The organism is Coleofasciculus sp. FACHB-542, from assembly GCF_014695825.1.
In the GTDB taxonomy this organism is placed as follows: Bacteria; Cyanobacteriota; Cyanobacteriia; order Cyanobacteriales; family FACHB-T130; genus FACHB-T130.
The window spans coordinates 1-25,281 of the sequence record NZ_JACJPB010000033.1 but is presented as its reverse complement, the minus strand read 5'-3'; the positions used below and the strand labels follow the sequence as shown (position 1 = coordinate 25,281).

21 protein-coding genes, 1 tRNA gene and 1 pseudogene are annotated in these 25,281 nt (G+C 46.3%); 18 read left to right on the top strand and 5 right to left on the bottom strand.

Translation table 11 applies throughout. The annotated features are described in order from the left end of the window. Window positions 1-59: 59 nt before the first annotated feature. Entirely contained in the window at window positions 60-848 is a 789-nt protein-coding gene (locus tag H6F52_RS11165) for a 7-carboxy-7-deazaguanine synthase QueE (RefSeq protein WP_190534631.1), read from the bottom strand. A 109-nt stretch (window positions 849-957) separates the two neighbouring features. Here H6F52_RS11165 and H6F52_RS11160 point away from each other — a divergent pair, with 109 nt between their 5' ends. The 11 genes from H6F52_RS11160 (at window position 958) to H6F52_RS11110 (ending at window position 10,071) form a co-directional block, all read left to right on the top strand. Next, the gene (locus H6F52_RS11160) at window positions 958-1,101 is read left to right on the top strand and encodes a hypothetical protein (protein ID WP_190534628.1); all 144 of its coding nucleotides are present in this window, start codon (window positions 958-960) and stop codon (window positions 1,099-1,101) included. Between the two features lie 223 nt (window positions 1,102-1,324). After that, window positions 1,325-2,323, top strand: a complete 999-nt coding sequence (locus H6F52_RS11155; protein ID WP_190429387.1) for an anti-sigma factor antagonist — start codon at window positions 1,325-1,327, stop codon at window positions 2,321-2,323. A 22-nt stretch (window positions 2,324-2,345) separates the two neighbouring features. After that, window positions 2,346-2,795 carry an anti-sigma regulatory factor gene (locus tag H6F52_RS11150; protein WP_190412556.1) on the top strand — a complete coding sequence of 150 codons (450 nt, stop codon included), beginning with the start codon at window positions 2,346-2,348 and terminating at the stop codon, window positions 2,793-2,795. Window positions 2,796-3,011: 216 nt separating this feature from the next. Next, a complete protein-coding gene (locus H6F52_RS11145; protein ID WP_190528377.1) occupies window positions 3,012-4,241 on the top strand; it encodes a glycosyltransferase family 4 protein in 1,230 nt (409 codons plus the stop codon). Between the two features lie 146 nt (window positions 4,242-4,387). After that, window positions 4,388-4,993, top strand: coding sequence for a bis(5'-nucleosyl)-tetraphosphatase (symmetrical) YqeK (gene yqeK / locus H6F52_RS11140; protein ID WP_190436863.1), 606 nt, complete (start codon window positions 4,388-4,390; stop codon window positions 4,991-4,993). Between the two features lie 150 nt (window positions 4,994-5,143). Then, window positions 5,144-5,605, top strand: coding sequence for a ribosome silencing factor (gene rsfS / locus H6F52_RS11135; protein WP_190412872.1), 462 nt, complete (start codon window positions 5,144-5,146; stop codon window positions 5,603-5,605). Between the two features lie 20 nt (window positions 5,606-5,625). Beyond that, window positions 5,626-6,126, top strand: a complete 501-nt coding sequence (locus tag H6F52_RS11130) for a CGLD27 family protein (protein ID WP_190412553.1) — start codon at window positions 5,626-5,628, stop codon at window positions 6,124-6,126. Window positions 6,127-6,259: 133 nt separating this feature from the next. Continuing rightward, on the top strand, window positions 6,260-7,213 hold the full coding sequence (locus tag H6F52_RS11125; protein ID WP_190412552.1) for an asparaginase: 954 nt from the start codon (window positions 6,260-6,262) through the stop codon (window positions 7,211-7,213). Window positions 7,214-7,259: 46 nt separating this feature from the next. Then, window positions 7,260-7,336, top strand: a tRNA-Met gene (locus tag H6F52_RS11120). A gap of 91 nt (window positions 7,337-7,427) precedes the next feature. Beyond that, the gene (locus H6F52_RS11115) at window positions 7,428-8,903 is read left to right on the top strand and encodes a DUF697 domain-containing protein (protein ID WP_190534625.1); all 1,476 of its coding nucleotides are present in this window, start codon (window positions 7,428-7,430) and stop codon (window positions 8,901-8,903) included. Between the two features lie 253 nt (window positions 8,904-9,156). Next, window positions 9,157-10,071 (top strand): branched-chain amino acid transaminase, encoded by a 915-nt coding sequence (locus H6F52_RS11110; protein ID WP_190534622.1) that lies wholly within the window; start codon window positions 9,157-9,159, stop codon window positions 10,069-10,071. Between the two features lie 267 nt (window positions 10,072-10,338). Here the strand turns inward: H6F52_RS11110 and H6F52_RS11105 are convergent, their stop codons facing one another. The 4 genes from H6F52_RS11105 to H6F52_RS11090 all read right to left on the bottom strand — a co-directional run bounded on the left by H6F52_RS11105 (window position 10,339) and on the right by H6F52_RS11090 (window position 15,794). After that, window positions 10,339-11,202 (bottom strand): alpha/beta hydrolase, encoded by an 864-nt coding sequence (locus tag H6F52_RS11105; protein WP_190534619.1) that lies wholly within the window; start codon window positions 11,200-11,202, stop codon window positions 10,339-10,341. A 178-nt stretch (window positions 11,203-11,380) separates the two neighbouring features. After that, a complete protein-coding gene (locus H6F52_RS11100) occupies window positions 11,381-14,179 on the bottom strand; it encodes a TIGR02921 family PEP-CTERM protein (RefSeq protein ID WP_190534616.1) in 2,799 nt (932 codons plus the stop codon). A gap of 209 nt (window positions 14,180-14,388) precedes the next feature. Then, entirely contained in the window at window positions 14,389-15,090 is a 702-nt protein-coding gene (locus H6F52_RS11095; RefSeq protein ID WP_206754033.1) for a hypothetical protein, read from the bottom strand. Window positions 15,091-15,113: 23 nt separating this feature from the next. Further along, the gene (locus H6F52_RS11090; protein WP_190534609.1) at window positions 15,114-15,794 is read right to left on the bottom strand and encodes an actin-binding WH2 domain-containing protein; all 681 of its coding nucleotides are present in this window, start codon (window positions 15,792-15,794) and stop codon (window positions 15,114-15,116) included. Between the two features lie 173 nt (window positions 15,795-15,967). On the opposite strand from H6F52_RS11090, the gene H6F52_RS11085 reads away from it, so the two are divergent. From H6F52_RS11085 to H6F52_RS11055, 7 genes and pseudogenes are all read left to right on the top strand, one after another. Then, complete coding sequence (locus H6F52_RS11085; protein WP_190429063.1) at window positions 15,968-16,738, top strand: hypothetical protein; 771 nt, start codon at window positions 15,968-15,970, stop codon at window positions 16,736-16,738. Next, window positions 16,735-17,682: a DUF1822 family protein gene (locus H6F52_RS11080; protein ID WP_190534606.1), complete on the top strand. Its 948-nt coding sequence runs from the start codon at window positions 16,735-16,737 to the stop codon at window positions 17,680-17,682. Before H6F52_RS11085 ends, H6F52_RS11080 begins: the two co-directional genes overlap by 4 nt. Before the next feature lie 9 nt (window positions 17,683-17,691). Beyond that, on the top strand, window positions 17,692-22,278 hold the full coding sequence (locus tag H6F52_RS11075) for a CHAT domain-containing protein (RefSeq protein ID WP_190534603.1): 4,587 nt from the start codon (window positions 17,692-17,694) through the stop codon (window positions 22,276-22,278). Between the two features lie 251 nt (window positions 22,279-22,529). Continuing rightward, a complete protein-coding gene (locus H6F52_RS11070) occupies window positions 22,530-23,063 on the top strand; it encodes a GrpB family protein (protein ID WP_190534600.1) in 534 nt (177 codons plus the stop codon). A gap of 117 nt (window positions 23,064-23,180) precedes the next feature. Beyond that, window positions 23,181-23,666 carry a cupin domain-containing protein gene (locus H6F52_RS11065; RefSeq protein WP_190428394.1) on the top strand — a complete coding sequence of 162 codons (486 nt, stop codon included), beginning with the start codon at window positions 23,181-23,183 and terminating at the stop codon, window positions 23,664-23,666. A gap of 2 nt (window positions 23,667-23,668) precedes the next feature. After that, window positions 23,669-24,175, top strand: coding sequence for a GNAT family N-acetyltransferase (locus tag H6F52_RS11060; RefSeq protein ID WP_190534597.1), 507 nt, complete (start codon window positions 23,669-23,671; stop codon window positions 24,173-24,175). A 230-nt stretch (window positions 24,176-24,405) separates the two neighbouring features. Then, a pseudogene (locus H6F52_RS11055) lies at window positions 24,406-25,170 on the top strand (IS701 family transposase); the annotation flags it as partial. Window positions 25,171-25,281: the final 111 nt, after the last annotated feature.

Below are 25,281 nucleotides of genomic sequence, written 5' to 3'. Positions count from 1 at the left end.
ACAAATTTACTAATCAGGATTCGTGGTTCCTGAGAATTCCTGATGAACCATGAACAATTCTAAAGTTGACCCAGCATTTTGTGAGTCTGTGGCACAACTCGCACTTGTTTGAGACTTCGCTTCATTAATGCCTGCCACTCCAGAACCTGCGCGGGGGTTGGAGCAAACACTGGCAGATGATGGGGCATTTGTAGGGGTGTCACTGGCTGTAAAAACACCGGGATAGCAGGGCTAACTGCTGCCACCAATTCAGCTGCCTGTTCCAGCTCAGATGGCTCAGTTTGGCTAGAAATAATTAATTTGACAAAACTATCAACCCGTGAGTCATGGCAAAGCTGGAGAAATTCCCTGTGCGCTTCCCACCTTTGTTCTCCACTGACGCTAGGCAGCTTCATATCCATGCCTACAGAGTCCAGGAAGGGCAAAATCGGGGCTAGTTGTTCTGGACGATGACCGCCAGTTTCTAGGTAGAGTGGCAACCCTGTGGAGTGGCGCAAAACAGGCAGAAATTTAGCTAGGAAGGGAGCATGAAGCAGCGGTTCGCCACCCGTGAGGCTGATGCTGTCGTGCAAACCGGGTTGATTTTGCCGTTCAATCCATTCTAGTAACACCGAGCTAGACACTGGATTGGAGTGGGTTTCAAAGTCTCTTTGCCCAGGTGTTCGCTCCACATTACACTTATCTGGCGCTAACCAGGTGTGGGCACTGTCGCAAAAATGGCAGCGCAGGTCGCAGATGGCAAAGCGGATAAATATTTGGCGGGTGCCTACATTCAGTCCTTCCCCTTGAATGGCGGAGAAGACTTCAATTAGCCGCGCAGTGGGATAGTCGGCAGTTTTAGGGGTCATTGTTGCTCTGACTTGAGATGCGACTGGTTCGCTCCGGACTCGGTTTACTTTAAGGTTTCTACTAATCTCATTATCTGCCTTGAGTTCCTAGATTAACCACGCGGGAAGGATGCTTGAATCTCCGCGTGCTGCCAACAGCGATCGCTGTTGGCAGGGGGTTCCCCAGTCAGCCTTCTCACCGCTTGATAATTCTGTCAATATTGATGATTCCGGTCGATCCCTGAGGATAACTCACGATAACTACAATTTTTAACCACCGCCAAGCTGTTTGCTCTTTGGTACCCTTAGAAGCAGTTTAAAAAATTCTTGGTACAATTCGCTATTTCAGTGCTACTATGGACACTCGATGAATTTGATTTAGGTTGAATTATATCAAAACAATAAAATAATTCTTTACAAAAACTTTTAATGAAGTTGAATTGACTAATCTCAAATATTTTTCAAAATATAAGATGGCACCTTAGCACTAGGTTTACATGGTTGGACCGATCCCCGATGCAGATTTTCGGATTACGTTCTTCAACGACACTCCTGTAGTCCAGCTACCCCCTCGCCTTACTGTTCTTGAGGCCGTGGCTTTTAAGAAAAGCTGTCAGCAATTCTTACAAGAGAGTGCCGTTACCCAGCAATTAGTTTTTGATTTGAGTCAGACCACATTTATTGATAGCAGTGGTATTGGTGCGCTGGTCAGTAATGTAAAGCTAGCGCGGGAAAAACAAGTCGAATTAGTGCTTCGGGGTGTCCATCCTCAAGTGATGGCAGTGTTATCGATGACGGGGCTGGATCAAGTTTTAACGATCGAGCCGCCAAGCCAAAGCACAACCACAACCCCTGGGAAAAAATCAGAGATTCAGCTACCAACGACTCATCCTTCCGTCCGCTCGTGGATTAAACGTGGTATTGATGTGGTGGGATCGCTGGTGGGTTTAGGGATTACGGCAATTTTGTTTATTCCCATCGTCATTGTGATTAAGCTCGACGATCCAGGCCCGATTTTTTTCAGTCAAATCCGTTGCGGTTGGATGGGAAGACGGTTTCAGGTGTGGAAATTCCGTTCGATGTGCGTAAACGCGGAAGCACTGAAAGACAAAATCGAGAATCAAGCCAGCGGTGCCTTTTTCAAGAATGAAAACGATCCGCGAGTAACACGGGTGGGTCGAATTTTACGGAAGACAAGCCTGGATGAACTGCCGCAGTTTTGGAATGTTCTGAAAGGGGAGATGAGTTTAGTCGGTACGAGACCCCCGACACCTGATGAAGTAGAACGATACGAAGTTCCGGAATGGCAGCGTTTAGATGTGAAACCAGGAATGACGGGTGAGTGGCAGGTAAATGGGCGATCGCAAGTACGCAATTTTGAAGATGTGATTCGCTTAGATTTGCGCTATCAGGAGAACTGGAGCCTGATTTACGACCTCAAGTTAATTGTTAAAACAATCCTAATTTTATTTCGCAAAAACAGTGGTGCTTATTAGGAAACCTCAATTACTTCTGTTAATGACAAAGGAACAACCAATAGCACAATCCCGCCTTCAGGTGGAGACGGATCTAAATGCTTTAACAGAAGTTTTGCAATGGTTTGAGCAACTTACTCTACCGCTACTGCCCTATGAATTATGGTGGCAGTCCCAGGTAGCCTTGACTGAAGGGTTTACGAACGTCATTCGCCACGCTCATTCTTCATTGCCCCCAACCACCCCAATACAGATTGAGGTGAAAGTCTATATTAGCTATCTGGAAATGCGGATTTGGGACTACGGAAAACCGTTTAACTTGCAAGCCAAGCTGCAATCAAAGTTGCAAGTGGTGGGTCAAAAGGATTTTGACCCCCTGGAGAATGAAGGAGGTCGGGGGTTGATATTTATGCAACAATTCACAGATGAACTCGATTACACGCGGATGCCTGACGAACGAAATTGCTTGCTGATGCGAAGAAAAATTCGCTAAAACTGGAGAGTATTCGCTTTCTCCTAGATGTGCTGCTGCTTCTGACAACTGGGAATAAATCTCATCTACAAGCGCGATCCCACTTATAGATCGAGAAATAGACCGAGAAAAAGCCACATTATTCCTCAAAGAAGATGCGCGATTGTACCAACATACCGCAACCCCCGATTAGACTAGGTAAAAGCTTGGTGCTAAATATTTGGTAAGACCTAGATCATGCGGATATTGATTTACTCCTACAACTACCATCCCGAACCAATCGGCATTGCCCCCTTGATGACCGAACTAGCGGAAGGTTTGGTAGCACAAGGTCATCAAGTGCGAGTTGTCACTGCCATGCCAAACTATCCGCAACGGCGCATCTACGAGAAATATAAGGGGAAATTGTACCTAACAGAACTCGAAAATGGCGTAGCCATTCAGCGCAATTATGTCTGGATTCGCCCCAAACCGGGTTTGATAGATCGAATTCTATTGGATGCTAGCTTTGTCCTGATCAGCTTAGTCCATGCCCTCAAAGGCAGACGACCAGACGTAATTTTGTTAACCGTACCGCCCCTGCCAGTTTCCGTTCCAGCCGCGCTACTGGGATGGTTGCACCGCTGTCCGGTAGTCTTGAACCTCCAGGATATTTTGCCGGAAGCCGCAGTTCATACGGGGTTGCTCACCAACAAACGGATGATTGCCATCTTTGAAAAGCTGGAAAATTTTGCTTACCGAACAGCGACGAAGATTAGCGTCATTGCTGATGGATTTGTTGATAATTTAGTTGGGAAAGGAGTCCCAAAAAGTAAAATTAGGTTGATTCCTAACTGGGTTGATGTTAACTTTATCCAACCTTTGCCTAAAGAAAATAATTATTTTCGAGCCGTTCACCAACTCGACGGCAAATTTGTGGTTCTGTATTCCGGTAACATTGGTCGCACCCAACCCTTAAAGACCCTGATCGATGCGGCGACTTGCCTGCGACATATTCCCGACATTGCTGTGGTGATTGTGGGAGAAGATAAAGCCTTACAAGACCTGGAGCTTTATTGTCAAAAAGTGGATGCGCCAAACGTTTTGCTACTACCATTTCAACCCCGCGAAAAATTACCGGAACTACTGGCAGCAGCGGATGTAGGGTTGGTGATGCAAAAGGAAAACGTGATTTCCTTCAATATGCCTTCTAAAATTCAGGTGCTGCTAGCCAGCGGTCGGGCAATTCTGGCTTCTGTTCCTGCTAGTGGTACGGCAGCTAAAGCAGTGCAGCATAGCGGCGGCGGTGTCGTCGTTCCCCCAGAAGATCCTGAGGCTCTGGCAGCAGCAATTTTAGACTTATATAAAAACCCTGACAAAGCGGAAAGACTGGGTCAGCAAGGCAGACAATATGCTATCGAAAATTACTCCTTTAAGCACGCCTTGGAGCAGTATGAGAAGCTGTTTGATGAGGTTAGGCTTCATTGATCTAGAATGAAAGCAAAATGGTTGTCGGTTTGAAGTAGCGATCGCGCGATGCCTAGCGTTTATTATCCTGGGAACTAGCGATCGCCCAAAGCCTTAGGCTTTGCCCTTTGCTTCTGTCCCGATAGCCCTATGGAGTTCCTCGCCCAATGCGCGAACAGGTCTTAGCCTGGTTAGCAGATCGTGTCCCTGCTGCTCGAATCAAACATATATTAGGCGTCGAGCGGATGTCTATTGAGCTAGCGCTGCATTATCAACTCGACGAGAAAAAAGCAGGGACAGCGGGGTTGATGCACGATCTCGCAAAATACTTTAAGCCTTCGCTGCTGTTACAAATGGCACGAGAAGAAGGATTGGAATTAGACCCGGTGGATGAAGAAAATCCGCATTTATTGCACGCAGATGTTAGTGCAATTGTTGCTAGAGACAAATTTGGAATACTTGATGAAGAAATTTTGCAGGCAATCCAGGATCACACCTTAGGCAGACCAGGAATGAGTGAATTGAGTTGTATCGTGTTTTTGGCTGATACTCTGGAACCAGGCAGAGGTAACACTCCTGAGTTAGAAGCTTTAAGACAAGTTGCTTGGCAAAATCTCTACAAAGCTGTTTGGCTAACTTGTGATTATTCCCTGAAATATCTCCTCGAAACTCGTTGCTTAATTCACCCTCGAACGATCCGTAGCCGTAATTGGGCACTTCAAATCGCTAGCAAAAAGCAGCAACCTGAAGCTGAAAGGATGAAGGATAAATGAAATGAAAAGTTAAAAAAAGCCATAAAAAGCTGAGGCTCGAAACTTCAAAAATTAAAATAGAAACTTCAGCATCTCTCTAGTACAGTGCTGTGAGTTGAACCAACTTTGAAGGAATTTATAGGTGTTTTTGAACAAGGAAATCAGGATTTAATGTCAGAACAGTTCAAGATACAGTCCTCCTCTACTGGGAACGAAGCATTCATCTCCAACGGAGACGACGCGAATGCTTCTGCTCGACTGGCTGTCAATGCAGATAAACAAAAAGCAAGCAAAGAGCTGGCTTTAACGGCTGCCAGAGCTGCTGATGACCGCAAAGCGGCTGACATCGTATTGCTACAGGTAGGAGAGGTATCCTATCTGGCGGATTACTTTGCGATCGCAACTGGCTTCTCCAGAGTCCAGGTGAGAGCGATCGCCCAATCCATTGAACAGAAAGTAGAAACGGAGTGGCAACGCCTGCCTCTGCGCGTGGAAGGAAAGGCAGAAGGTAGCTGGATATTGTTGGATTACGGGGATGTCATCATTCACATCTTGTTGCCTCCAGAGCGGGAATTCTATAATCTGGAAGCATTCTGGGGTCATGCTGAAAAAATCGATTTCTCAGCATCGTGAGCCGATGGGAGAGTAAAAACATGATGGAAACTCCAGTTTCAGTTTGCCCAGTTCCCGCCGAACAACAACCGCTCAATGAGTACCAGGAGTTGAAGGATTCTTGGTCTTTTCGCTGGGTGACGCTGGAACTGGGAGGATACATCAAAAAGCTGGCTTGGATTTGGGGTCTCGGCTGGTTTGTCGCAGGTCCAATGGCAGCAGCAAGCTTTGCGCCAGGAAAGTATCCGAGCAAGTTTATCCTCATGGGTGCAGCAGGAGCGAGCTTGGGAGTGGTGTTGGCACTGGTGCGACTGTACTTGGGTTGGTCTTACGTGCGATCGCGCTTAGAGAATCAACAAGTATTTTATGAAGAATCCGGTTGGTACGACGGTCAGTGCTGGACAAAGCCAGAAGAAATTTTGACACGCGATCGCTTGATCGTCACTTACCAAGTTCAACCAATCCTTCAGCGGTTACAGCGAACCTTTGTCTTGCTTGCCTTATTTTTCTTTGCAGGTAGTCTAACTTGGTATTTTCTGTAATGAGCCATTAGGCATTAGGTCATTGAGCGAGAGGTAGTGGATAGTAAGGAAAGGCTGCACAGTCTACCGAAGACCTCAGAACAAGCGATCGCAGGCTACTGAACAACTAACAAAAAGTGATAAAGTCTTACCCATGACAAGGGGAAAAAGAAATCAATCCGCAGAACTGGAAGTTCGGTTGCTGCGAGAAGGCATTATTGAATCAACGCATCGCGCCCAAGCAGTCGTCTGTGACAACCGAGGGCGCGTCCTATCCGTGGCAGGCAGTTCGGAAACCGCTGCTTTTGTTCGTTCCGCCCTCAAGCCATTCCAGGCGTTGGCAATTACGACTACCGGCACCCTAGAACGCTACAAGCTAACGGATCGAGACTTAGCCATTATCTGTAGCTCCCACCAAGGTACGACTGCCCAAGTCCGACAGGCTTTTAACGTTCTTTGGCGCTCGGATGTTGACCCATCAGCACTTCAGTGTCCAATTCCAGAAGGTAAACGGAGTCCGCTGGAGTATAACTGTTCCGGGAAACACGCTGGAATGCTTGCCGTTTGCCAAGCAAGGCATTGGCCTCTGAATACCTATTTGCAGCGCAACCACCCCGTTCAGCAGCTAATTTTAGGCAAAGTTGCCGAATTGCTGCGAATGCCCGCTGTAGAGTTCATCAGTGCCCACGATGATTGTGGCGCTCCGACTTACTTCATGCAGCTGGGGCAAATGGGTACCTTGTACGGTCAGCTTGCCTCTGGGAATAATTTGGATATGGAACGCATCGTCCGAGCCATGACCCATCACCCAAATATGGTGGCAGGAGAAGGTTTATTTGATACAGAACTCATGCGTCTGACCGAAGGTGAAATCATCAGCAAAGGGGGTGCTGAAGGGATTCAGTGTATCGGTCGCGTTGGCGAAGGGATGGGACTAGCAATTAAGGTGGCAGATGGAGCAGGACGGGCAAAGTGTGCCGTTGCCATTCATCTACTCAAGCAAATGGGTTGGATTAGTCCTACGGTGGCAGAAACCTTGTCGGAAACCTTTATGAGCTTGAGCAAATTCAAGCGCCTAGATGTCGTTGGGGAACTTTCGATGTTGTAGTTGCCACATTCTTGAATTTGCGTTATAGTAAATAAGTTGGCAACGACGCGGGATAGAGCAGCCTGGTAGCTCGTCGGGCTCATAACCCGAAGGTCAGTGGTTCAAATCCACTTCCCGCCACCAAATACAAAAGTAAACAATCCCTGCAATCCCAAAAGGTTGCAGGGATTTGTTGTAGGCTGGTTAGCAGCGATTCGGTTACATTTAAATATTTATGGCTGTGAATTTGCGGCGTCCGATTTTAGTCGGGGGAATTGGTCTATCATTCTCGCTTTGGTTGTTGCAGAGTTTTCATGACTCAGCGGGGACAGTCGGTGAGTTTAGTGTAATTGGCGCGATCGCACTCGGCGCTGGTTTCTGGTTATTCCAGAAACAGACAGCCAAAGAGCTTCATCTGCCAGATGTCAGCCAGATGGATAGGGAAACAGTAGAAAAAGCGATCGCACAAACCGAAGGTACTATTAGCCAGCTAGAGGCAGAGGCAGAAAACCATCCGGCAAATGCCCCGCTTAGAGAACAACTCGCCAAAATTACGACTGAAATCGACCGCCAAGAGATGCATCTGGCTGTCACTGGCGGAAAGTCAGTCGGTAAATCTACCTTAATTCAAGTTTTAGAGTCTAACTGGGTTTCTCAACAGCCGCAAAAACTCGGCTTGCAGGAGACACCCGCTTTATTTACTGCAATTGACCCCACCTCCCCGCCCCCTTCCCGAATCGGGGAGAGGTCAGATTTGGTGCTATTTCTTACCAATGGAGATTTGACCGATCCGGAATATCAAACCTTACAGCAACTAGCGGCATCTAAACAGCGTGCAGTGCTAGTGCTTAACAAGCAAGATCGGTATTTACCAGAAGAACGCGCCACGGTATTACAGCAATTGCGGCAACGAATGCAAGGAACGCTGAAGGGAGAAGACGTTGTGGCGATCGCGGCTTCTCCTACCCCCATCAAAGTGCGTCAGCATCAACCGGATGGTTCGGTGCGGGAGTGGATGGAAACCCCAGCCCCTGAGATGAGTGCGATCGCGGGTCGGTTAAGCCAAATTTTAGCCCAAGAAAGTCAACAGCTCATTTGGGCAACGGCTTGGAGGGCAGCTTATGCGCTGAAAGCCGATGCGAAATCCGCCTTAAATGAAGTCAGACGCGATCGCGCCCTTCCCGTTATCGAGCAATATCAGTGGATTGCCGCCGCTACTGCCTTTGCGAATCCCGTGCCCGCCTTGGACTTGCTGGTAACTGCTGCGATTAACGGTCAGTTAGTCATGGATCTGGGCAATCTTTATCAGCAAAAATTCTCTCTTCAACAAGCGCAAGCGATCGCTGGGACAATGGGTAGCTTGATGCTCAAGCTTGGTTTAGTTGAACTGACTACTCAAACCGTTGGCGGGGTTCTGAAGAGCAATGCCATCACATTTGTCGCCGGAGGAGCGGTTCAGGGCGTCAGTGCTGCCTATCTAACCCGCTTAGCGGGTTTGAGCTTGATTGAATATTTCCAAGCGCAGGAAGCCGCTACGACATCCGAAGGTCGTCCCTTGAATCTGGATCAGTTGCGCGAAACCCTGCAAAAAGTGTTTCAGCAAAATCAACGAGTTGCTTTCTTGCAAGGATTTGTCAAGCAAGCTGTGGCGCGTCTGGTGCCAGAATCACCCCAGCCTGCGATCGCGGGTAACGAGATTGCTAGTTGTTAGCCAAGTAGTAGGTTAGCCCAACAGTAGGGTGAGCAATGCCCGCCCTACTATTAAAATGTTTTATTCATATCGAAATCTGTACTAGCTCGAAATCAAGACATCATTATATAGTAATAGTCACTAACGTTCTTGAATTTCCTAATTTAGTCGGAACACACATTCCTTTTGAATTTTGAAAGAAAGTTCAGGAAGCCGAATGTGTAGAAGCGCAATCGGCAAATTGAAAAACATCTGGAAAAACTTCTTTAAGCTTATGAATAATTTTTTACCCATTGCTTACTTTCAGAATAAATTTGTCCCTTTTAACGAAGCCAAAGTTTCTATTGCTACCCAAGCTTTGCACTATGGAACTGGCGCAATTGGGGGATTAAGAGGGATTCCCGATCCTCAAAATGATAAGCAAATTTTACTATTTAGATTAGACCGTCATTGCCAAAGGTTAAGTGATAGTGCTAAGTATTTACACTACGATATACCAGCCTCTAAAATTCGAGAAAATATCGTTGATTTTATAAAAAAAAATCAACCAAATAAGTCTTTTTATATCCGCCCTCTCGTATATACTTCGGGGTTAGGAATTGCTCCTAGGCTTCATAATGTTGAGAAAGATTTTTTAGTTTATGGAATTGAACTAGCAGATTATTTATCTCCGGAAGGAGTCAGCTGTCGAATTAGTTCCTGGTATCGACAAGAAGATCGCAGCTTGCCTCTGAGAGGTAAAATCAGCGCCGCATATATTACTTCTGCCTTAGCGAAAACTGAGGCGGTAGAGTCCGGCTTTGATGAGGCGATTATGATGAATTCGCAGGGAAAAATTTGCGAAGCCTCTGGGATGAATATATTTTTAGTGAGAAATGGGCAACTGATTACCCCTGGATTTGAACAGGATATTTTAGAAGGAATTACCAGAGATAGCGTCCTAACAATTGCCAGAAATCTAGGAATTAAAACGATAGAAAGACCCGTTGATAAATCAGAGCTTTTTATCGCTGACGAAGTTTTCTTGAGCGGGACGGCTGCCAAGGTTGCGCCCATCAAAAAAATTGAAAATTATCAATTACCAGAGAGCAAACCGATTACTACAAAACTGCGAGAAAAACTCATCGCGATTACGGAAAATCGAGATCCCGATTATCAAGATTGGGTAGACGCGATCGCGCTTGAATAAGAAAATCCGTCAGACGGAGAGACAAAGGCGATCGCATCTCTACAAACTAAACTCCCTTCGCAGGATAAAAGAACAGAAACCTCGGCAAGACTCGAAGGCGATCGCAACATTGATATCTGATTGCCACTCCCGCGTCACATCCACGGCTTACGCTTTTATTTGTATCGATGAAACTCCTCAATCCATAAAAGCAATGCTGCCCTCTCTGGTGAGAGGGCATTTTTGTTTGCAGAGGAGATCGGCTCATAACCCAACCCTAAATTAGCGCTACGCCTTAACGCCCATCTGTCGGAGGATAGCAGTACACAGGTTGCTATTGACATCCAGAAAACCATCAATGGCAGTAAAGTGGTTTTTACTAGGTTGGGATAGATATTCGCCTTTTAAACCTTTCGCTTTCCAGGCTGCTAGAAACTCATCGGACTGGCGTTGAAATTCTTTAGATTCATCCCCGCCGTAGGTGACAATCAGCGATCCGGCTTTGTCGGGAATATGCAGGATGGGGCTGTTGCGGAGAACTTCTCCCCAAGTTAATTGTAAAGCGGGTTGCAGCCAGGTGTAGGGAAAGGGCATCAGGTCAAATAAACCACTAATCGCGCAGCCTCCTTTAATGATATCGGCGGGTAAACCGTAGGTTCCTTCCCAGTCAGTTGCCATCAGCATTGCTGTTAATTGACCGCCCGCCGAGTGACCAGAGACGTAAATGCGATCGCGATCGCCTCCAAAACTAGAAGCATTTTGATAAATCCAAGCAACCGCTGCTCGACTCTGACGCACGATCTCATCCATTGTCACGGTAGGACACAAAGCATAGTTGGTGACGACTACTGTAACTCCCGCTTCCACAGGTGCTTTGGCGACTAAACTAAAATCCTGGCTGCTGAGCAGTCGCCAGTAGCCACCGTGAATAAACACCAAAATGGGGGCATCCGGTTGAGCTGCTGGAAAGATATCCAGATGTTCGGCTAGAGTGGGGCCAAAGGGAACCTGGAGTTTGCAAGACAACGCAGAGCGCACGCTAGCGCTTGTTTTCACGTAGAAATCTGCGTACACAGTGAAATCTGGTACTGACTTTTCTACGTTATATTCAGCATCCAGCTCGGCTTGCGTTGAGAAATTACGATAGAGCATAGAGCGTTTCTCGGTTGGGTGGAATAGATTGCGGTTCTAACGTTCAGTAGCGGCTTTTTGAATGTCATTGTAGGAGCATGGCATTCAAAAAGCCCTTACTGATGTATCGCACCCAACCCTTGAATGGCTATAGTAGTGAGCCTTTGAGCCTTCTGTTTCTCACAGTCGAAACGTGCATCTATTGTAGTTTGACACCGCGTTGACGAGTGCGAATCAGGAACAAGGCGATCGCTACCAACCCGATAATCGCAGAGGGTTCGGGTACACTAGCGCTAAAACGATTGTTCTGTTGCCTCAGTTGCTCTTTTCCATCTTCAACCGAACGGTTAAAACGGTCTTTCTGAGCTTCCGCAATTCTAAGTGCCTCTCGTTGCTCGTCATTGACCAGTACAATCATGGACGAGTAGGGAGTGACAATTTTGTAAGTTTTAGCGATCGCATGAATGGCATCAAGTTGAGCAATTTGCTTTCCCTTCAGCTGTTTGCTTAACCCCAAAACCATTTGCCGCGCCGCTAGAGGTTCAAAACCTTGAGTATTAGAGTTTTGAGTTGCATCAGCACTCTGACTATTCTCCGGGGCTTTTTCCATAAACCAAGCATAGCCATCCACTACGCTGACGACAGATGACCCTAACGCTGCCTTCGTTGCCTGTCGCTGCAAAACTTCGGAAATTTTGGTACACACACCACCACCACTGTCTTGAATGGCTTTGAGAGTTGCATCGTCATAAGCAGGTGGCAACGCTCCTAGATGCACCACCCACAACGGTGCAGGCATTACTGGTACATCTTTACGATTGTCTGATAACTCGTAACCGCTTTCATCCGTCACCAATAAGATGCCGTCGTAAGGCGTATTCCCTCGCAGTTGCGTAAATTGCCGCAGCATTTCCTTTGGTTGTATGCTGCCGTAGAATGTCATCTTCATGGCATTGAAGCGACTGATATCATCGATGCGCTGCGGTTTTGCACCAGGGGACGCACTGATGTACAAATCGGCATCATTATTCGCGAAGATGTTGTCAGCAAAGCCGTTTTGTTCCAACCAACTCAATGTTTCTGTCAGTTTTTTGGTGTGTGCCGCCATACTCCGGGAAGCATCGACAATGACCGCAAACCGCTTCCCTTGGGGCATCAAGTAATCTTTTGCAGCTAACGGCTTGGCTGAGATTTGGTAGCCATTTGGCAACTTAACCTGATGTAGACTTGGCTGGTATTGCCCAGCTGTTGGCAAAAATGGTTCCAACCATTCATCACCAACCCGTGCTACAACTTCTCCATTGCGGATACGCTGGGTGTCCTGATTCCAAAAAATGTTGCGCTTCTCTCCTAGCTGGGGTAACGCCCACCCCTTCTCTTGTCGCATGACTTTATAGGTCAGCCACAGATGCATTTCGGTTGGTCGATCTTCTGACTCCGCTTGTTCCTGCGGTGATAAGCGGGGAGGAATGGGAAAGGCTCGCAAGCGATATTGAAGTGGCCCAACTTGCTCAAGTAAAGCTGGATCGACGGGACGCCAGCGCCTTACCTGTGAAGTATAAACTTTCTGAGCGGCACCGCGTGGCGAAACCTTAAAGGGGAAGCGCTTGGCTAAGTTCTCGCTGTCGCCCAACCAAACTCCTGTAATTGCCGCGCTTTCTGGCAAAGAAAAGGAATAGAAAATTTCCTCAACATCAGTGGTTTTGTTGGCATACACTTCATAGAGTTCCACATCTGCCCAATCGCCCTGTGGTTTAACGGTGACTTGTTGCGATCGCAACCACACCTTTTCCTGGTTAATATTCAGCAACCCTGCCTTGGCATCGTCCAAATTTCCACTAGATTGCAAAGCGTGTTGAATTGCTTGTCGTTCTGCTTTTTGAATTGGCTTGTCAAAAAACTGGGCGTACAGCTTTCCAGCTTTTTCCATATCTCTTAGGGAACCGTTGTATAAGAACGGCGACATCAAGTGATTGTAGCTGTCTTGGAAGAACTGGGAAAGCAGCTCTGGTAAGCCAAAGACGCTCTGATACATGACGTGGATATGGTCATTTTCTTCTGAAGTGCCCAGATACCGATAAGAAGAAAAGTAAGCGTTCAGGAGTCCATCCCGAATCAAGTCGGACTTGGCTACAAGTGCTGCCTTTTCGCTGTCTGATGGTGCTGGGTTCTCTAACAGTTTAAATGCCTGAATCTGAGGCTGGGCATTGAATGAGAGGCACAGAATCATCCAAGCAGTCACCACCGTCCCCGAACCAATAACAGTGCGGTTTCGCCCATGCTGAGCCGCAAAAGCACGTAAGATTCGCTGCCCAGATTGAATGTAGTAGCTTGCCAATATCCAAGGCATGAACAGGGATAGGATAACGCTTACGCAAAAGAGCATAAAAGAGACGGGCATCCACCAGTTTCCGGAAGCCCATATATACCCAAAGTCCCTTATCCACTGAAATTGGAAGAAGTTGTACACGAGAAAGGCGGCTGCGGGTGCGGCATAAAATAGCAGCAGCAACCCTAGGTACACACCAACCCCCGGCATCAGACTGTGAGCCATCATTTGCAACCATGCGATCGCTCGATGACGTTCTGCATAGCCGTATAGCACTTCGAGGTAAAAAGCAACCATACAAACGCCCACTGTGCCCAAAATCAAAGCGCTAGCGGGGGTGAGTTCCGCAAGCCGGAGGCGGAGTCCCTGTCTGAGGAAAAACAATAGTAGGCACAGGAGAAACAGGGGTGCTTCCACGCCATAAAACAAACGCATCAGCTGTAAAGGTTGCTTACGGAAACGCCGCAGTCCCAGCACCGTACAGATAATCGATATCACAATCAAAACTGCAAGGGTGATGAAAAATTCTCTTTCGATCGGACTATTCGACGCAGCCTTAACGATTTCACTTGTATAAGCAGGCCAATACCCAGCGCAGACAACCACCAAAAATGTAATATTACAGAACCAAAATATGCCGTGATATGTGGCATGAAGCAGATTCTTCATAATGCATGTATACCTAGAAACAAATTTTCGATTATTTAGAAAACGATTGAATAAACCATTGATAATTTTGGTTGTCAATCAACCCGAAATTAAATTCTCATTAGCCCTGATTTCTTCAACAGCGATTCTGAATATTTCGTAAACCTCTCTTCGTTTTATTTTTTTAGCGCCCTAAAGCGCTAACGCCCATGCTTTGCTAATGTGGTTCGTTAATTCTTCAATTCCTTATGTACGCTAATCCCAATTTGTAAAGATTCATTGAGTAAACAACTATATTCATCTACGCGATCGCTCAGGCTAAAGGACAGCAAGGAAGTGAGATTTGCTTCAAGGTTTGCAAATAACTCATAATGATTGCTCAGAAATTTACGATGTTTCTTCATGAGCATTTCCGCTTGTAAAGCGCCGCTCAAAGTTTCTTTGGTAATTCTCAAAGCTTGAATGACTTCTCTTCTAGTGCTGAGGCTGTTACACCGAGAGGGTGAGCGGCTTGCTGATTCTAGTTCGTCGATGAGAGCGATCGCTTGAATTACGCGATTGTACTTATCGACTTTATCTATTAACCTAGCTAAAGATTTGACTTGTTTAACTTGTTGCCAAAAATAAGCATTCCAAATCAAGACACCCAACAGAGAAATACTAGAAATGATGATTAATAATCTGGTAACACCATCTGTATTTCCCGGTAAACTTCCAGCGTTGCGAAGTAAAATTAGACTTACTGGCATAACAAAAATTAAGACCAGCATGAGTATAAATAGTTCCGTCAGGAGAACTGATAGCATCTGCTTGGGATTTTTGAGGATAAACCCTCTATAAGCATCAATGGCTAGAGCAGTGCTAGGATCTAAATCAACCAAAGTCTCCAGCTCTTCTTTTGTCATCTGTAAATTTTCTAAGTCAGCTTGCATATCAGTTGGTTCCTGTTACGTGCTTAACGAAGACCTAGTGCGTCAGAAACTACTTTCAAAAGATGAAAGTAAAAGTTACTTTCTAGAGGGCGAAATAGCTCGAAGGGGCTACCAGGATTGCCAAAAAAGGGTCTGAGCGTCCATCCTAGTTGGCTTCCGACAAAGCCATATAACACTAACCAGCCTCGAATCATCGCCGTGCGGTTACTTGGCTTGTCAGAATCTTTCTCGTTGATATATATCAGGCTTCGATAAAAAACATTAATCCCAATCAAACCTGTAATGGTAAAGACCAGTACATTCAAGAGTTTAAAAAATTGATAATCGTTAATGGAAAGACGAAAAAACAGGGTGATTGGTGCAAAACTGAAAAGCATTACCCCAATGATTGACATTGAAGCTAATAGTAAAACCAGGTATTGTCCAAAGCTGCGCCTAGAGCCTGAAATTACATCAAAGAAATATAAATTAGGTAAACAAACAGCTAGAGTGATTAAATATAAGGCTGGTAGCTTAATGGCTGAAGCAACCATTTGCAATCCGCCACTAAACGAGCCGATGATTGCTCCATAAAGTGCAAAAAAGACTGAACTACTAATTAACAAGGAAACAATCTTGGTTTCAATTCTTATCCCTTTACTAATCTCTTCCAGAAATTCCTGGCGATCGCGCAAAAAGTGCATTAGGATCGCAAAATGATTCATGGCATCTCCTCCTATCAATTCAGGTATCGCTCTACAAATCTCTCAGGCACCTGCCTCAAACTTGTGGGGATATTCCCGATATTTGTTACAAAACTTTACAAGCCTGTGAAAAGCGAAGACGGATTCGATAGGACTCAACACCCAGAGGAGAGAATCTTACTTAATTCCCTGCTATGAACGAACGGGATGAGCGGCTAGGCAAACTAATTGAAGCAGTCCGTCAGCATCCATCTGGGAGCCTTAGCTGGCGAAAAGCGATGAATCAGCTGTTGATCGAAATTCAGCAATTGCCAGGATTGGCGAGATCCGCGCACCCGGATTACTTGGAAGCTTTGGATGATACATTGCTGAAATTGGCTGATGAAATACACGAATTTGAACCCAGACAGCCTTCTTTAGAGAAGAGTTTGGTGGCTTGGATTAACCTGAAATTACGCCTGAAATATGAAGTGCGCGACTTGCATTCCTCCCAGCAGACTCGCGCCAAAAATCCCAAGAATCCTCAAGCGGAATTTCAAGAACAACTGAGGAAACCACCCCTCTCGCTTGATGTGCCCTTGGGGGATGAGGGGAGCGAAACTTTTGGCGATCGCTTGGCGGCTTCAGTTCCCTGTACGCTTTTAGAAATAGAAGCCCAAACCCGCCTAGAACAGGAACAGCGGAAAAATCAAAGAATTGGGGTTCAGCTAAAGCAATATATTGACCGAGATCCGGAAGGCAAACTTCGGCGTTGCCATCCCCAAGCTTATCCAGCGTGTAACTGCCAAATCCTCAGCCAGCGCTTGCTCTTAAAGTATCCACCCGACAAACTCGCTCTTGTTGCACGGGATCTCAACATTAATTACAACACCCTGAACTGGCATTGGAAAAACAAGGGACTCCCGCTTCTCCAAGCGATCGCTAGAAGTTTGGGCTATCAACCAAATGTAGAAGAAGACTTATGAATAGCACCGCACCTGTTTCTCTTAACGTTCCCCTCAGCGACACCGCCCATCAGCTGGCGCGACAATTTGCACAAGAGCAAGCGACTCCTGAAAAAGGGGTACGGGTATATCTCAATACCCTGGCTGTGTGGGCGGTTCACCGCTATCTAAAATGGCTGAGATACGAGCCGGATCTCACCTCAAGCGACAGCTGGCATCCTGGTATGCGAGCAATGTTTGATGTAGCGGATCTGGTGTTGCCTAACTTAGGTAGATTAGAGTGCCGTCCCGTCCTGCCTGGGGAGACATCTGTTATGCTACCGCCAGAAGTGATGCAAGATCGAGTTGGCTATGTGGCAGTTCAGTTTGGATCGCGTTCTACTCCCACAGAACCAGTCTACTTGCAGGAAGCACAGCTGATTGGATTTGCTCCCGCTGTTGCTACTATCGATCCGCCAGAGGAACTGCAACTGGCTGACTTGCAATCTTTGGATGCACTGATGGAGTATCTAGATCAACTCGAATCGGCGCTGTCAGATGCACCCGACAAGACGCGATCGCAGCTAAACAACTGGTTACAAAATTTCTTCGAGTCTGGTTGGCAAACAGTGGAGGAGGTATTGACGCCACAAACGCCCCTTTTAGCATTACGCAGATCGACTGTGAGACGGGCAAAGCGGATCGAGTTGGAAACAAATGCAGTTGTTTTAATAGTCACCCTCCAGCCAGAAACCCCAGAAAGATTGAGCATCCATCTGCAAGTTTGTTCTGTCAATCCACAAATGGCGCTGCCACATCAACTGAAGTTGATGGTATTAACAGAATCTGGGGAGGTATTCAGAGAAATTATCGCTAGCGGGACTGACACCTTCATGCAGTATGAATTCAGAGGACAAGTGGGGGAACAATTTAGTGTCAAAGTAGCGTTAGGAGATACTAGCATCACAGAAGCCTTTGTCATCTAGCACGCAGCAATGGAAAAGTTAGTCATCTTGGATATCGATGGTGACTTGCATCAGGGAGCAATAGCAACGCTGGAAATTCGGGGAGAAGGCAACCATGCTGTTACCACCCGTGCCAAAGGTAAATTGCCCCCAGCAACTCAGTTACTGGAACAATACGAACACTGGCAGTCTATTTATCGCAGTCTGTCGTTCCTGTTTCGCTTGGAAGAAAGAGGAGGACAAATTATTCAGGGTTCTCCAAAAGATTTACTTGACGCTTGCCGCCAGTCTGCTCAAACCTTAGCAGATAGTTTGGCAATCTGGCTCAAAGCTGAGTCATTTCGCCCCATTCGAGAAAAATTACTCGAAAAATTATTACCAACCGATACAGTGCGGTTGATTCTGCAAATAGAAAACAACCAACTGCGACGACTTCCTTGGCATTTATGGGATTTTTTCGAGCGTTACCCTAAGGCAGAAGTAGCGCTGGGAGCAACTGCTTACGAACGGGTAGAAACTGATGCACCAGTACGGGAAAAACCCAGAATTTTAGCGATTTTGGGAAATGGGAATGGAATTGATATTGAAGCAGACCGACAGTTGCTTTCAAGTTTACTTTGTGATGCAGAAATTGTCTTTTTAGTCGAACCGCAACGCCGCCAGTTATACCAGAAACTTTGGGACTCATCAGGGTGGGATATCTTATTTTTTGCCGGACATAGTTCCAGCCTTGCTTGTGGCGAAACGGGCGAGATCGAAATTAATGGTAGCGATCGCTTATCCATCACCGAGTTAACCTATGCTCTGAAAAGAGCAATAGAACGCGGCTTACAACTGGCAGTTTTCAACTCCTGCGATGGGCTAGGCTTAGCACGTTCCCTCGAAAGCCTCCACATTCCTCAAATCATTGTCATGCGGGAACCAGTCCCTGACTTGGTTGCTCAGGAATTTCTCAAGTATTTCCTCACTTCTTTTTCTAGGGGTGAGTCTTTTTATACCTCTGTGCGAGAAGCACGAGAACAGCTGCAAGCTTTAGAGGATCGATGTCCTTGCGCCAGTTGGTTGCCAGTAATATGCCAAAATCCCACAGCGGTGCCCATAATTTGGCAAGGATTACATGATAGAGGAAAAGGGTCTCTTGAGGGGTACGGACACAGCGCCGTTCCCCTACAAATTGGGCAAGATTTCTCCTGTCCCTATCGGGGTTTGTCTGCATTTCAAGAAGCCGATGCACCGTTTTTCTTTGGCAGGGAGGCTTTCACTGAAAAACTGTTGAAAGCGGTATATAATCAGCCACTCGTTGCTACGATTGGCCCTTCCGGTAGCGGTAAATCTTCCGCAGTCTTTGCAGGCTTAATTCCGCGTCTGCGTCAGATAGAAAACTGGCTAATTGTTAGCTTTCGTCCGGGGAATCGTCCTTTTTTAAAACTGGCAGAACAACTGATTCCCCTATTAGAACCGCAGTTGCGTGAAACGGATCGTTTGGTTGAAATCAACAAACTAGCAACAGCAATTCAGCAGGGTGACTTGCCATTAATCGCTGTGTTAGAGCGAATTTTAGATAAAACTCCCACAACTGACCACCTGCTTTTATTTGCCGACCAGTTTGAGGAATTGTACGCGCTTTGCCAGGAAGCGGAAATCCGTCAACGCTTTCAAGATGAATTGTTAACTGCTGTCAACCAGATACCCAGTTTTACCTTAATTCTCACTTTACGAGCAGATTTCTGCGAATACGCCCTTTCTTACCACCCCTTTGCCTCTGCGTTGCAGCGCTTCCCCCCAGAATTTTTAGGGCAAATGAGCCGCTTAGAACTGCAAGCAGCGATCGCAAAACCAGCCCAAAATTTAGGTGTACAGATCGAGGAAGGATTGCGATCGCGCATTTTAGATGCCGTTAGTTGCGAACCCGGTCAACTGCCCTTGCTGGAGTTTGCCCTAACCTTGCTGTGGGAACAACAATGCAATGGTATCCTCACTCATGCTGCCTATGATGCCATTGGAGGTGTTGAACAAGCACTCGCCAGTTATGCCGAACAGGTGTACGCGGCACTCAAACCGGAAGCACAGCAACAGGCAAAGCGTATCTTTCTCCAATTAGTGCATCCCGGTGAAGGCACCGCCGATACTCGCCGCATCGCCACCCGCACCGACGTAGGACAAGACAATTGGAACTTAGTTACGCGCTTAGCGGATGCACGTTTGGTTGTTAGCAGACAAGATGAGGCAACCAGGGGTGAAACCGTCGAAATCGTCCATGAAGCACTGATTCGAGAGTGGCAACGCTTGCGCCAGTGGCTAGAAGATGACCGCAGCTTCCGGACTTGGCAGGAGCGATTGCGGATAGCTTTGCGACAATGGGAGAGCCAGCAAGATGAGGGGGTACTGTGGCGAGGTGCGCCGTTATTAGAAGCCCAACATTGGTACGCCGAACGTTCAGCCGATCTGAGTTTAAAGGAGCAAACTTTTATACAGGCGAGTTTGGCACTGCAAGCACGAGAGCAGAGAGTACGCGATCGCCAACGAAGACAAGTTATCCTGGGACTCACCAGCGGTTTGATAGGACTAGGATTGCTAGTGGGAATTGCCACAAAGCAATGGCAGAGAGCCGAAACGGGTGAAATTGATGCTCAACTCAATGCTTTAAGTGCCTCCTCAGATGAACTTTTAGCCTCAAATAAAGAACTAGAAGCATTGCTGGAAAGTTTAAAGGCAGGTAGACAGCTACAACAATCTATCGAAGCCAAACCCGATACCCGCATTCGAGTGGTAACGGTTCTACAGCAAGCAGTCTATGGCGTCAGAGAGTATAACCGTCTGGAGGGACATCAAAGAACAGTCATTAGCCTCAGTTTTAGCCCGGATGGTCAAACCATCGCGTCTGCCAGTGATGACGGGACAGTTAAACTTTGGCAACGGGATGGCAGGCTGTTGACGACGCTGGAAGGACATCGAGACAAAGTAAAAAGCGTCAGCTTCAGCCCAGACAGCCAAATGGTGGCTTCTGCAAGTTATGACAAAACGGTGAAACTCTGGCACCGGGACGGTACACTCATAACTACTCTCAAAGGGCACGCTGGCAAAGTCAATAGCGTTGCTTTTAGCCCAGATGGTCAGTTTCTCGCCTCTGCCAGTGCGGATAAAACGGTGAAACTTTGGCGGCGGAACGGCAGCCTAATTGTCACCTTAAAGGGTCATCGCTCTTGGGTAACAAGTATTCACTTCAGCCCAGACAGCCAAACCTTAGCGACAGCTAGCACCGACAAAACAATTAGACTGTGGCACCGCAATGGTAAATTGCTAGGGATTTTAAAAGGACATACCGCTTCAGTTAATAGCGTCAGTTTCAGCCCCGACGGTCAGACTTTGGCTTCTGCTAGTGCAGATACTACAGTGAAACTCTGGCGTCAGAATCGGAGTCTGGGAGGTTTTGAAACTCGTCCCTACAGAACTTTCACCGAACACAAGGATCTCGTTTGGGCGGTTAGTTTTAGCCCAGACGGTCAAACGTTGGCTTCTGCCGGTGCAGACAAAACGGTGCAACTTTGGCGTCTGGATGGCACGCTTGTTTCTACTCTCAAAGGACACAGCGCTTCGATTTACAGTGTGAGTTTCAGCCCCGATGGTCAGAGTTTGGCTTCTGCCAGCGCCGATACTACAGTTAAACTCTGGCACCCTAACGCTGAGAAACTTCCCACTTTGCAGAAGCATGATTCTGAGGTGCGGGGTGTAAGTTTTAGTCCAGATGGTCAGACTTTGGTTTCCGCCAGCGCCGACAAAACAGTGAAGCTTTGGCATCAAGACGGGAAGCTGCTAAAAACTCTCAAAGGACACAATGGGGAGATTTCCAGCATCAGTTTTAGCCCAGATGGACAGACGTTTGCTTCAGCGAGTGCTGACAAAACGATAAAATTGTGGCACAAAGACGGCACGCTTCTGAAGACCTTCCAGGGACATACTGCTAGTGTCTTGAGTGTTCGTTTCAGTCCAGATGGTCAGACTTTAGCCTCAGCGAGTGCTGACAGAACTGTGAAACTCTGGAATCGGGATGGAACTCTGCTGGATACCTTAATCGGACATCATGAATCGGTAACAAGCGTGAGTTTTAGCCCGGATGGACAGACTTTAGCTTCTGTGAGTGCTGACGAAACGGTGAAGCTTTGGCAACTTAAAGGAAGTTTGCTCAGCACTCTACCGGGACATAGTGCTGGTATCTTAGATGTCAGCTTCAGTCCCAATGGTAGTACCTTCGCTTCTGCCAGTGCTGATGGAATCGTAAAACTTTGGAGCAACGGTCAGTTGCTCAAAACCTTAACCGGACATACCAATCGAGTCAATAGCATCAGCTTCAGCCCGAATGGTCAAACTCTAGCTTCTGCCAGTTCTGACGGAACGGTGAAACTCTGGAGCCTGAGTGGGAAATTGCTCAAAACCTTACGTGGGCATACTGATAGCGTTTTGGGGATAAGTTTTAGCCCAGATGGTCAAACAATCGCTTCAGCTAGTAGCGATCGCACAATTATTTTATGGAATTTGGATCTGGATGCCCTACTGGTTCTAAACTGTGCCTGGATGCGGGACTATCTGCAAACACAAAGCCTGTCGATTTGCCAGTAAAGTTGCACAAAATCCAGGTTAATTGCGATCGCGATATCTGCCTCTTTGTTGCTTCCAAATTCCTCTGGCTTAAAATCAACAGTTTCCTAACTGAATAAACCGAAATGCCAGACCCTCTCAAACTGATACAAGATTAATGACCTCAAACAGCACTTATCTACTAATCAAGAATTTCACAATTAGAGAATTTGCGAGTGTAGCCAAGAATCGCTCCTCATTCCCAGAATCTTGCATTACTACAGGTGCCAGTCATGCCGTTCAAAGTTGAAGTAGTTCCACACAATCTACAGTGGCGAGATGCGTTCGAGGCTGAGTCGCAGCAAGTTGCCGAGGCAATGGGCGAAAATATGGTTGCAATACATCATATTGGTAGCACGGCAATTCCTAATATTTACGCAAAGCCCATTATCGATCTGCTGGTTGAAGTGAAAGATATTTCTCGTGTAGATGAGCAGAGTGCAGCAATGGAGTCACAGGGTTATGAAGTGATGCGTGATTATGGAATTCCTGGTCGTCGATTCTTCCGCAAGAATAGCCAAGCAGGTATCAGAACACATCAAGTTCATACATTCGAGATTGGTTCAGCACAGGTAAAGCGTCACTTAGCATTTCGAGATTACATGATTGCTCATCCTGAAGATGCACAGCAATACAGTAACCTTAAGCGGAAATTAGCAGAGATGTATCCCGATGATATAGAGGGATATATGGACGGGAAAGACGACTTTATCAAAACCATTGACCAAAAAGCGGCAGAGTGGTGTGTGTCTTCAGTAAATGAGTAACAGTGTCCCTATCCAAACTTATATTTTGCTGGCGAGGAGAAACCTCTATGAAACCCCATATTGCGATCGCTGAACTTAGCTATTAGGTATCCAGTAAACCACCTGAGGGTTACGAACATGGCAGAGAAGAAATCTTTGATTTTGCGGCGTCAACAAATTGAAGACAATATGCAAACATTCTCACACCCCTGGAATCCGAAATCCGAAATCTCAGGGACACAAATGGGGCGAGCGCTCGGACTAAAGCGCACCGGAGTCAACTTTGTAAAAGTCCCTCCAGGAAAGGAATCCTTTGTATATCATTCCCACTACCGCGAGGAAGAATGGATTTACATCCTATCGGGCAGCGGAATTGCGGAAATTGACGGCGAAGAATTTGAAGTTGGTGCAGGAGACTTCATGGCATTCCCGACTCCTTCGGTAGCTCATCATTTGAGGAATGCAGGTGAGGAAGACTTAGTTTATCTGGCGGGAGGAGAAAACCTCGATATAGAAATTGCCGATTTCCCGCGCCTTGGAAAACGCATGTTTCGCCGTGAGGATGCTATTGAAATCTTTGACTTAGAAGATGCTAAACCGTTTGGATCACTAGACACCGAATAACGATGAGTTGCGTACTCGAAACAAGTAGATTACAGCTTCGACCCTGCCAGAGCGAGGATATTCAACTCATTCACACGCTTTGGACGAGCGATCGCGTCCGGTCTTTCTTATTCGACAACCGGGTAATCTCGTCTGACGAGGCAGAATCTTTCGTTGAGGACAGCATCGCGAACTTTGAACAGCATGGGTACGGACTCTGGCTAGTCTTTATGCGCGACCTTGAATATCTTGTTGGCTTTGCTGGCTTCTTGCCTTCAGAGGAAGGGACTCCCAGTTTAATCTACGGAGTTCATCCCGATCGCTGGGGATATGGTTACGCAACAGAAGCAGCTAGCGCTGTATTGGGTTATGCTCTGGACACGCTTTCCCTTCCCAAGGTGAGGGCGGATGTGGACGAACCAAACATTGCGTCTGTGCGGGTGCTTGAGAAGCTAGGGATGAGGCAAACGGGACGGGAAGTCGTCAACGAGCATCCTCTTCTTTACTTTGAAAAATTACGATCGCTTTAAGCAGTGCAGGAATTCATCGCGATCGCAAACTACGATCTGCAATGTCTGCTTGTCACCCAATCGGGTGAGGTATTATTTCCGCAAGTTTTTGTAGTATGCCTGTAGTAAAGCGCAACTTAAATTCCCGGAATTACGGCAAAGTAGGCATCTAAGTTATCCCTCTTCTGTCATTTTCCGGGTATTCTAAATAAAAGAATGAATAGAGAAAACCCTGAAAGGTAAGTAGGGCAATGGATGTAGAATTACAAATCCTCAAGCATTTGCCAAGAGATGCTCACCGAACAGTGACGCTCATAGATGAATATTGTGCAGAGTATAAAGACCTGTTTAAGGAAGTAAGAAATTATGAATGCTTCAAATATTTACATTTGGGGATAATGTCACCAATCAAAAGAAAATCATTACCAGAGATAGCGAAAGCTGTAAGTATAAACTCAGCCCAATCATTACATCATTTTATAGCGAATTCAGATTGGTCGGTAGAGAAAATAAAACAAAGAAGATTAAATGAACTCAAAAAAGCATTAAATGGTAATAAGATTACAGTAGTAATAGATGAAACTGGAGACAGGAAAAAAGGTAAAAAGACTGATTATGTAGCGAGACAATATTTAGGGAGTGTCGGAAAAGTCGATAACGGAATAGTTTCAGTAAATGCCTATGGAGTTTACTCGAATATAACCTTTCCATTAATGGTCAAAGTATTCAAGCCAAAAGGAACCCTAAAAGAAGCAGATAAATATAAAACAAAAATAGAGTTAGCGTCAGAAATCATTACAAATTTAATTGAAGAGGGCTTTCAGATTGAACTGGTACTAGCAGATAGTTTATATGGTGAAAGTAGCCAATTCCTCAAAAAACTAGGTGAATATAACTTAGCCTATGTAGTAGCAATTAGAAGGGATCATGGAGTCTGGCTTCCTTCAGGGCAAAGCGTTAGGGCAAATAAATGGTGTAAATTCGAGAGAAAATTTAGCAACAACAAATCAGAAACTAGTAGTTAACCACGATAGTTTTGACAGATAAACAGGGATCGGGGAAACTGGCTAAAACCCAAAACTTCCGATGCCAGAAAAATATACAGTCACGCTCAGCAACGAAGAACG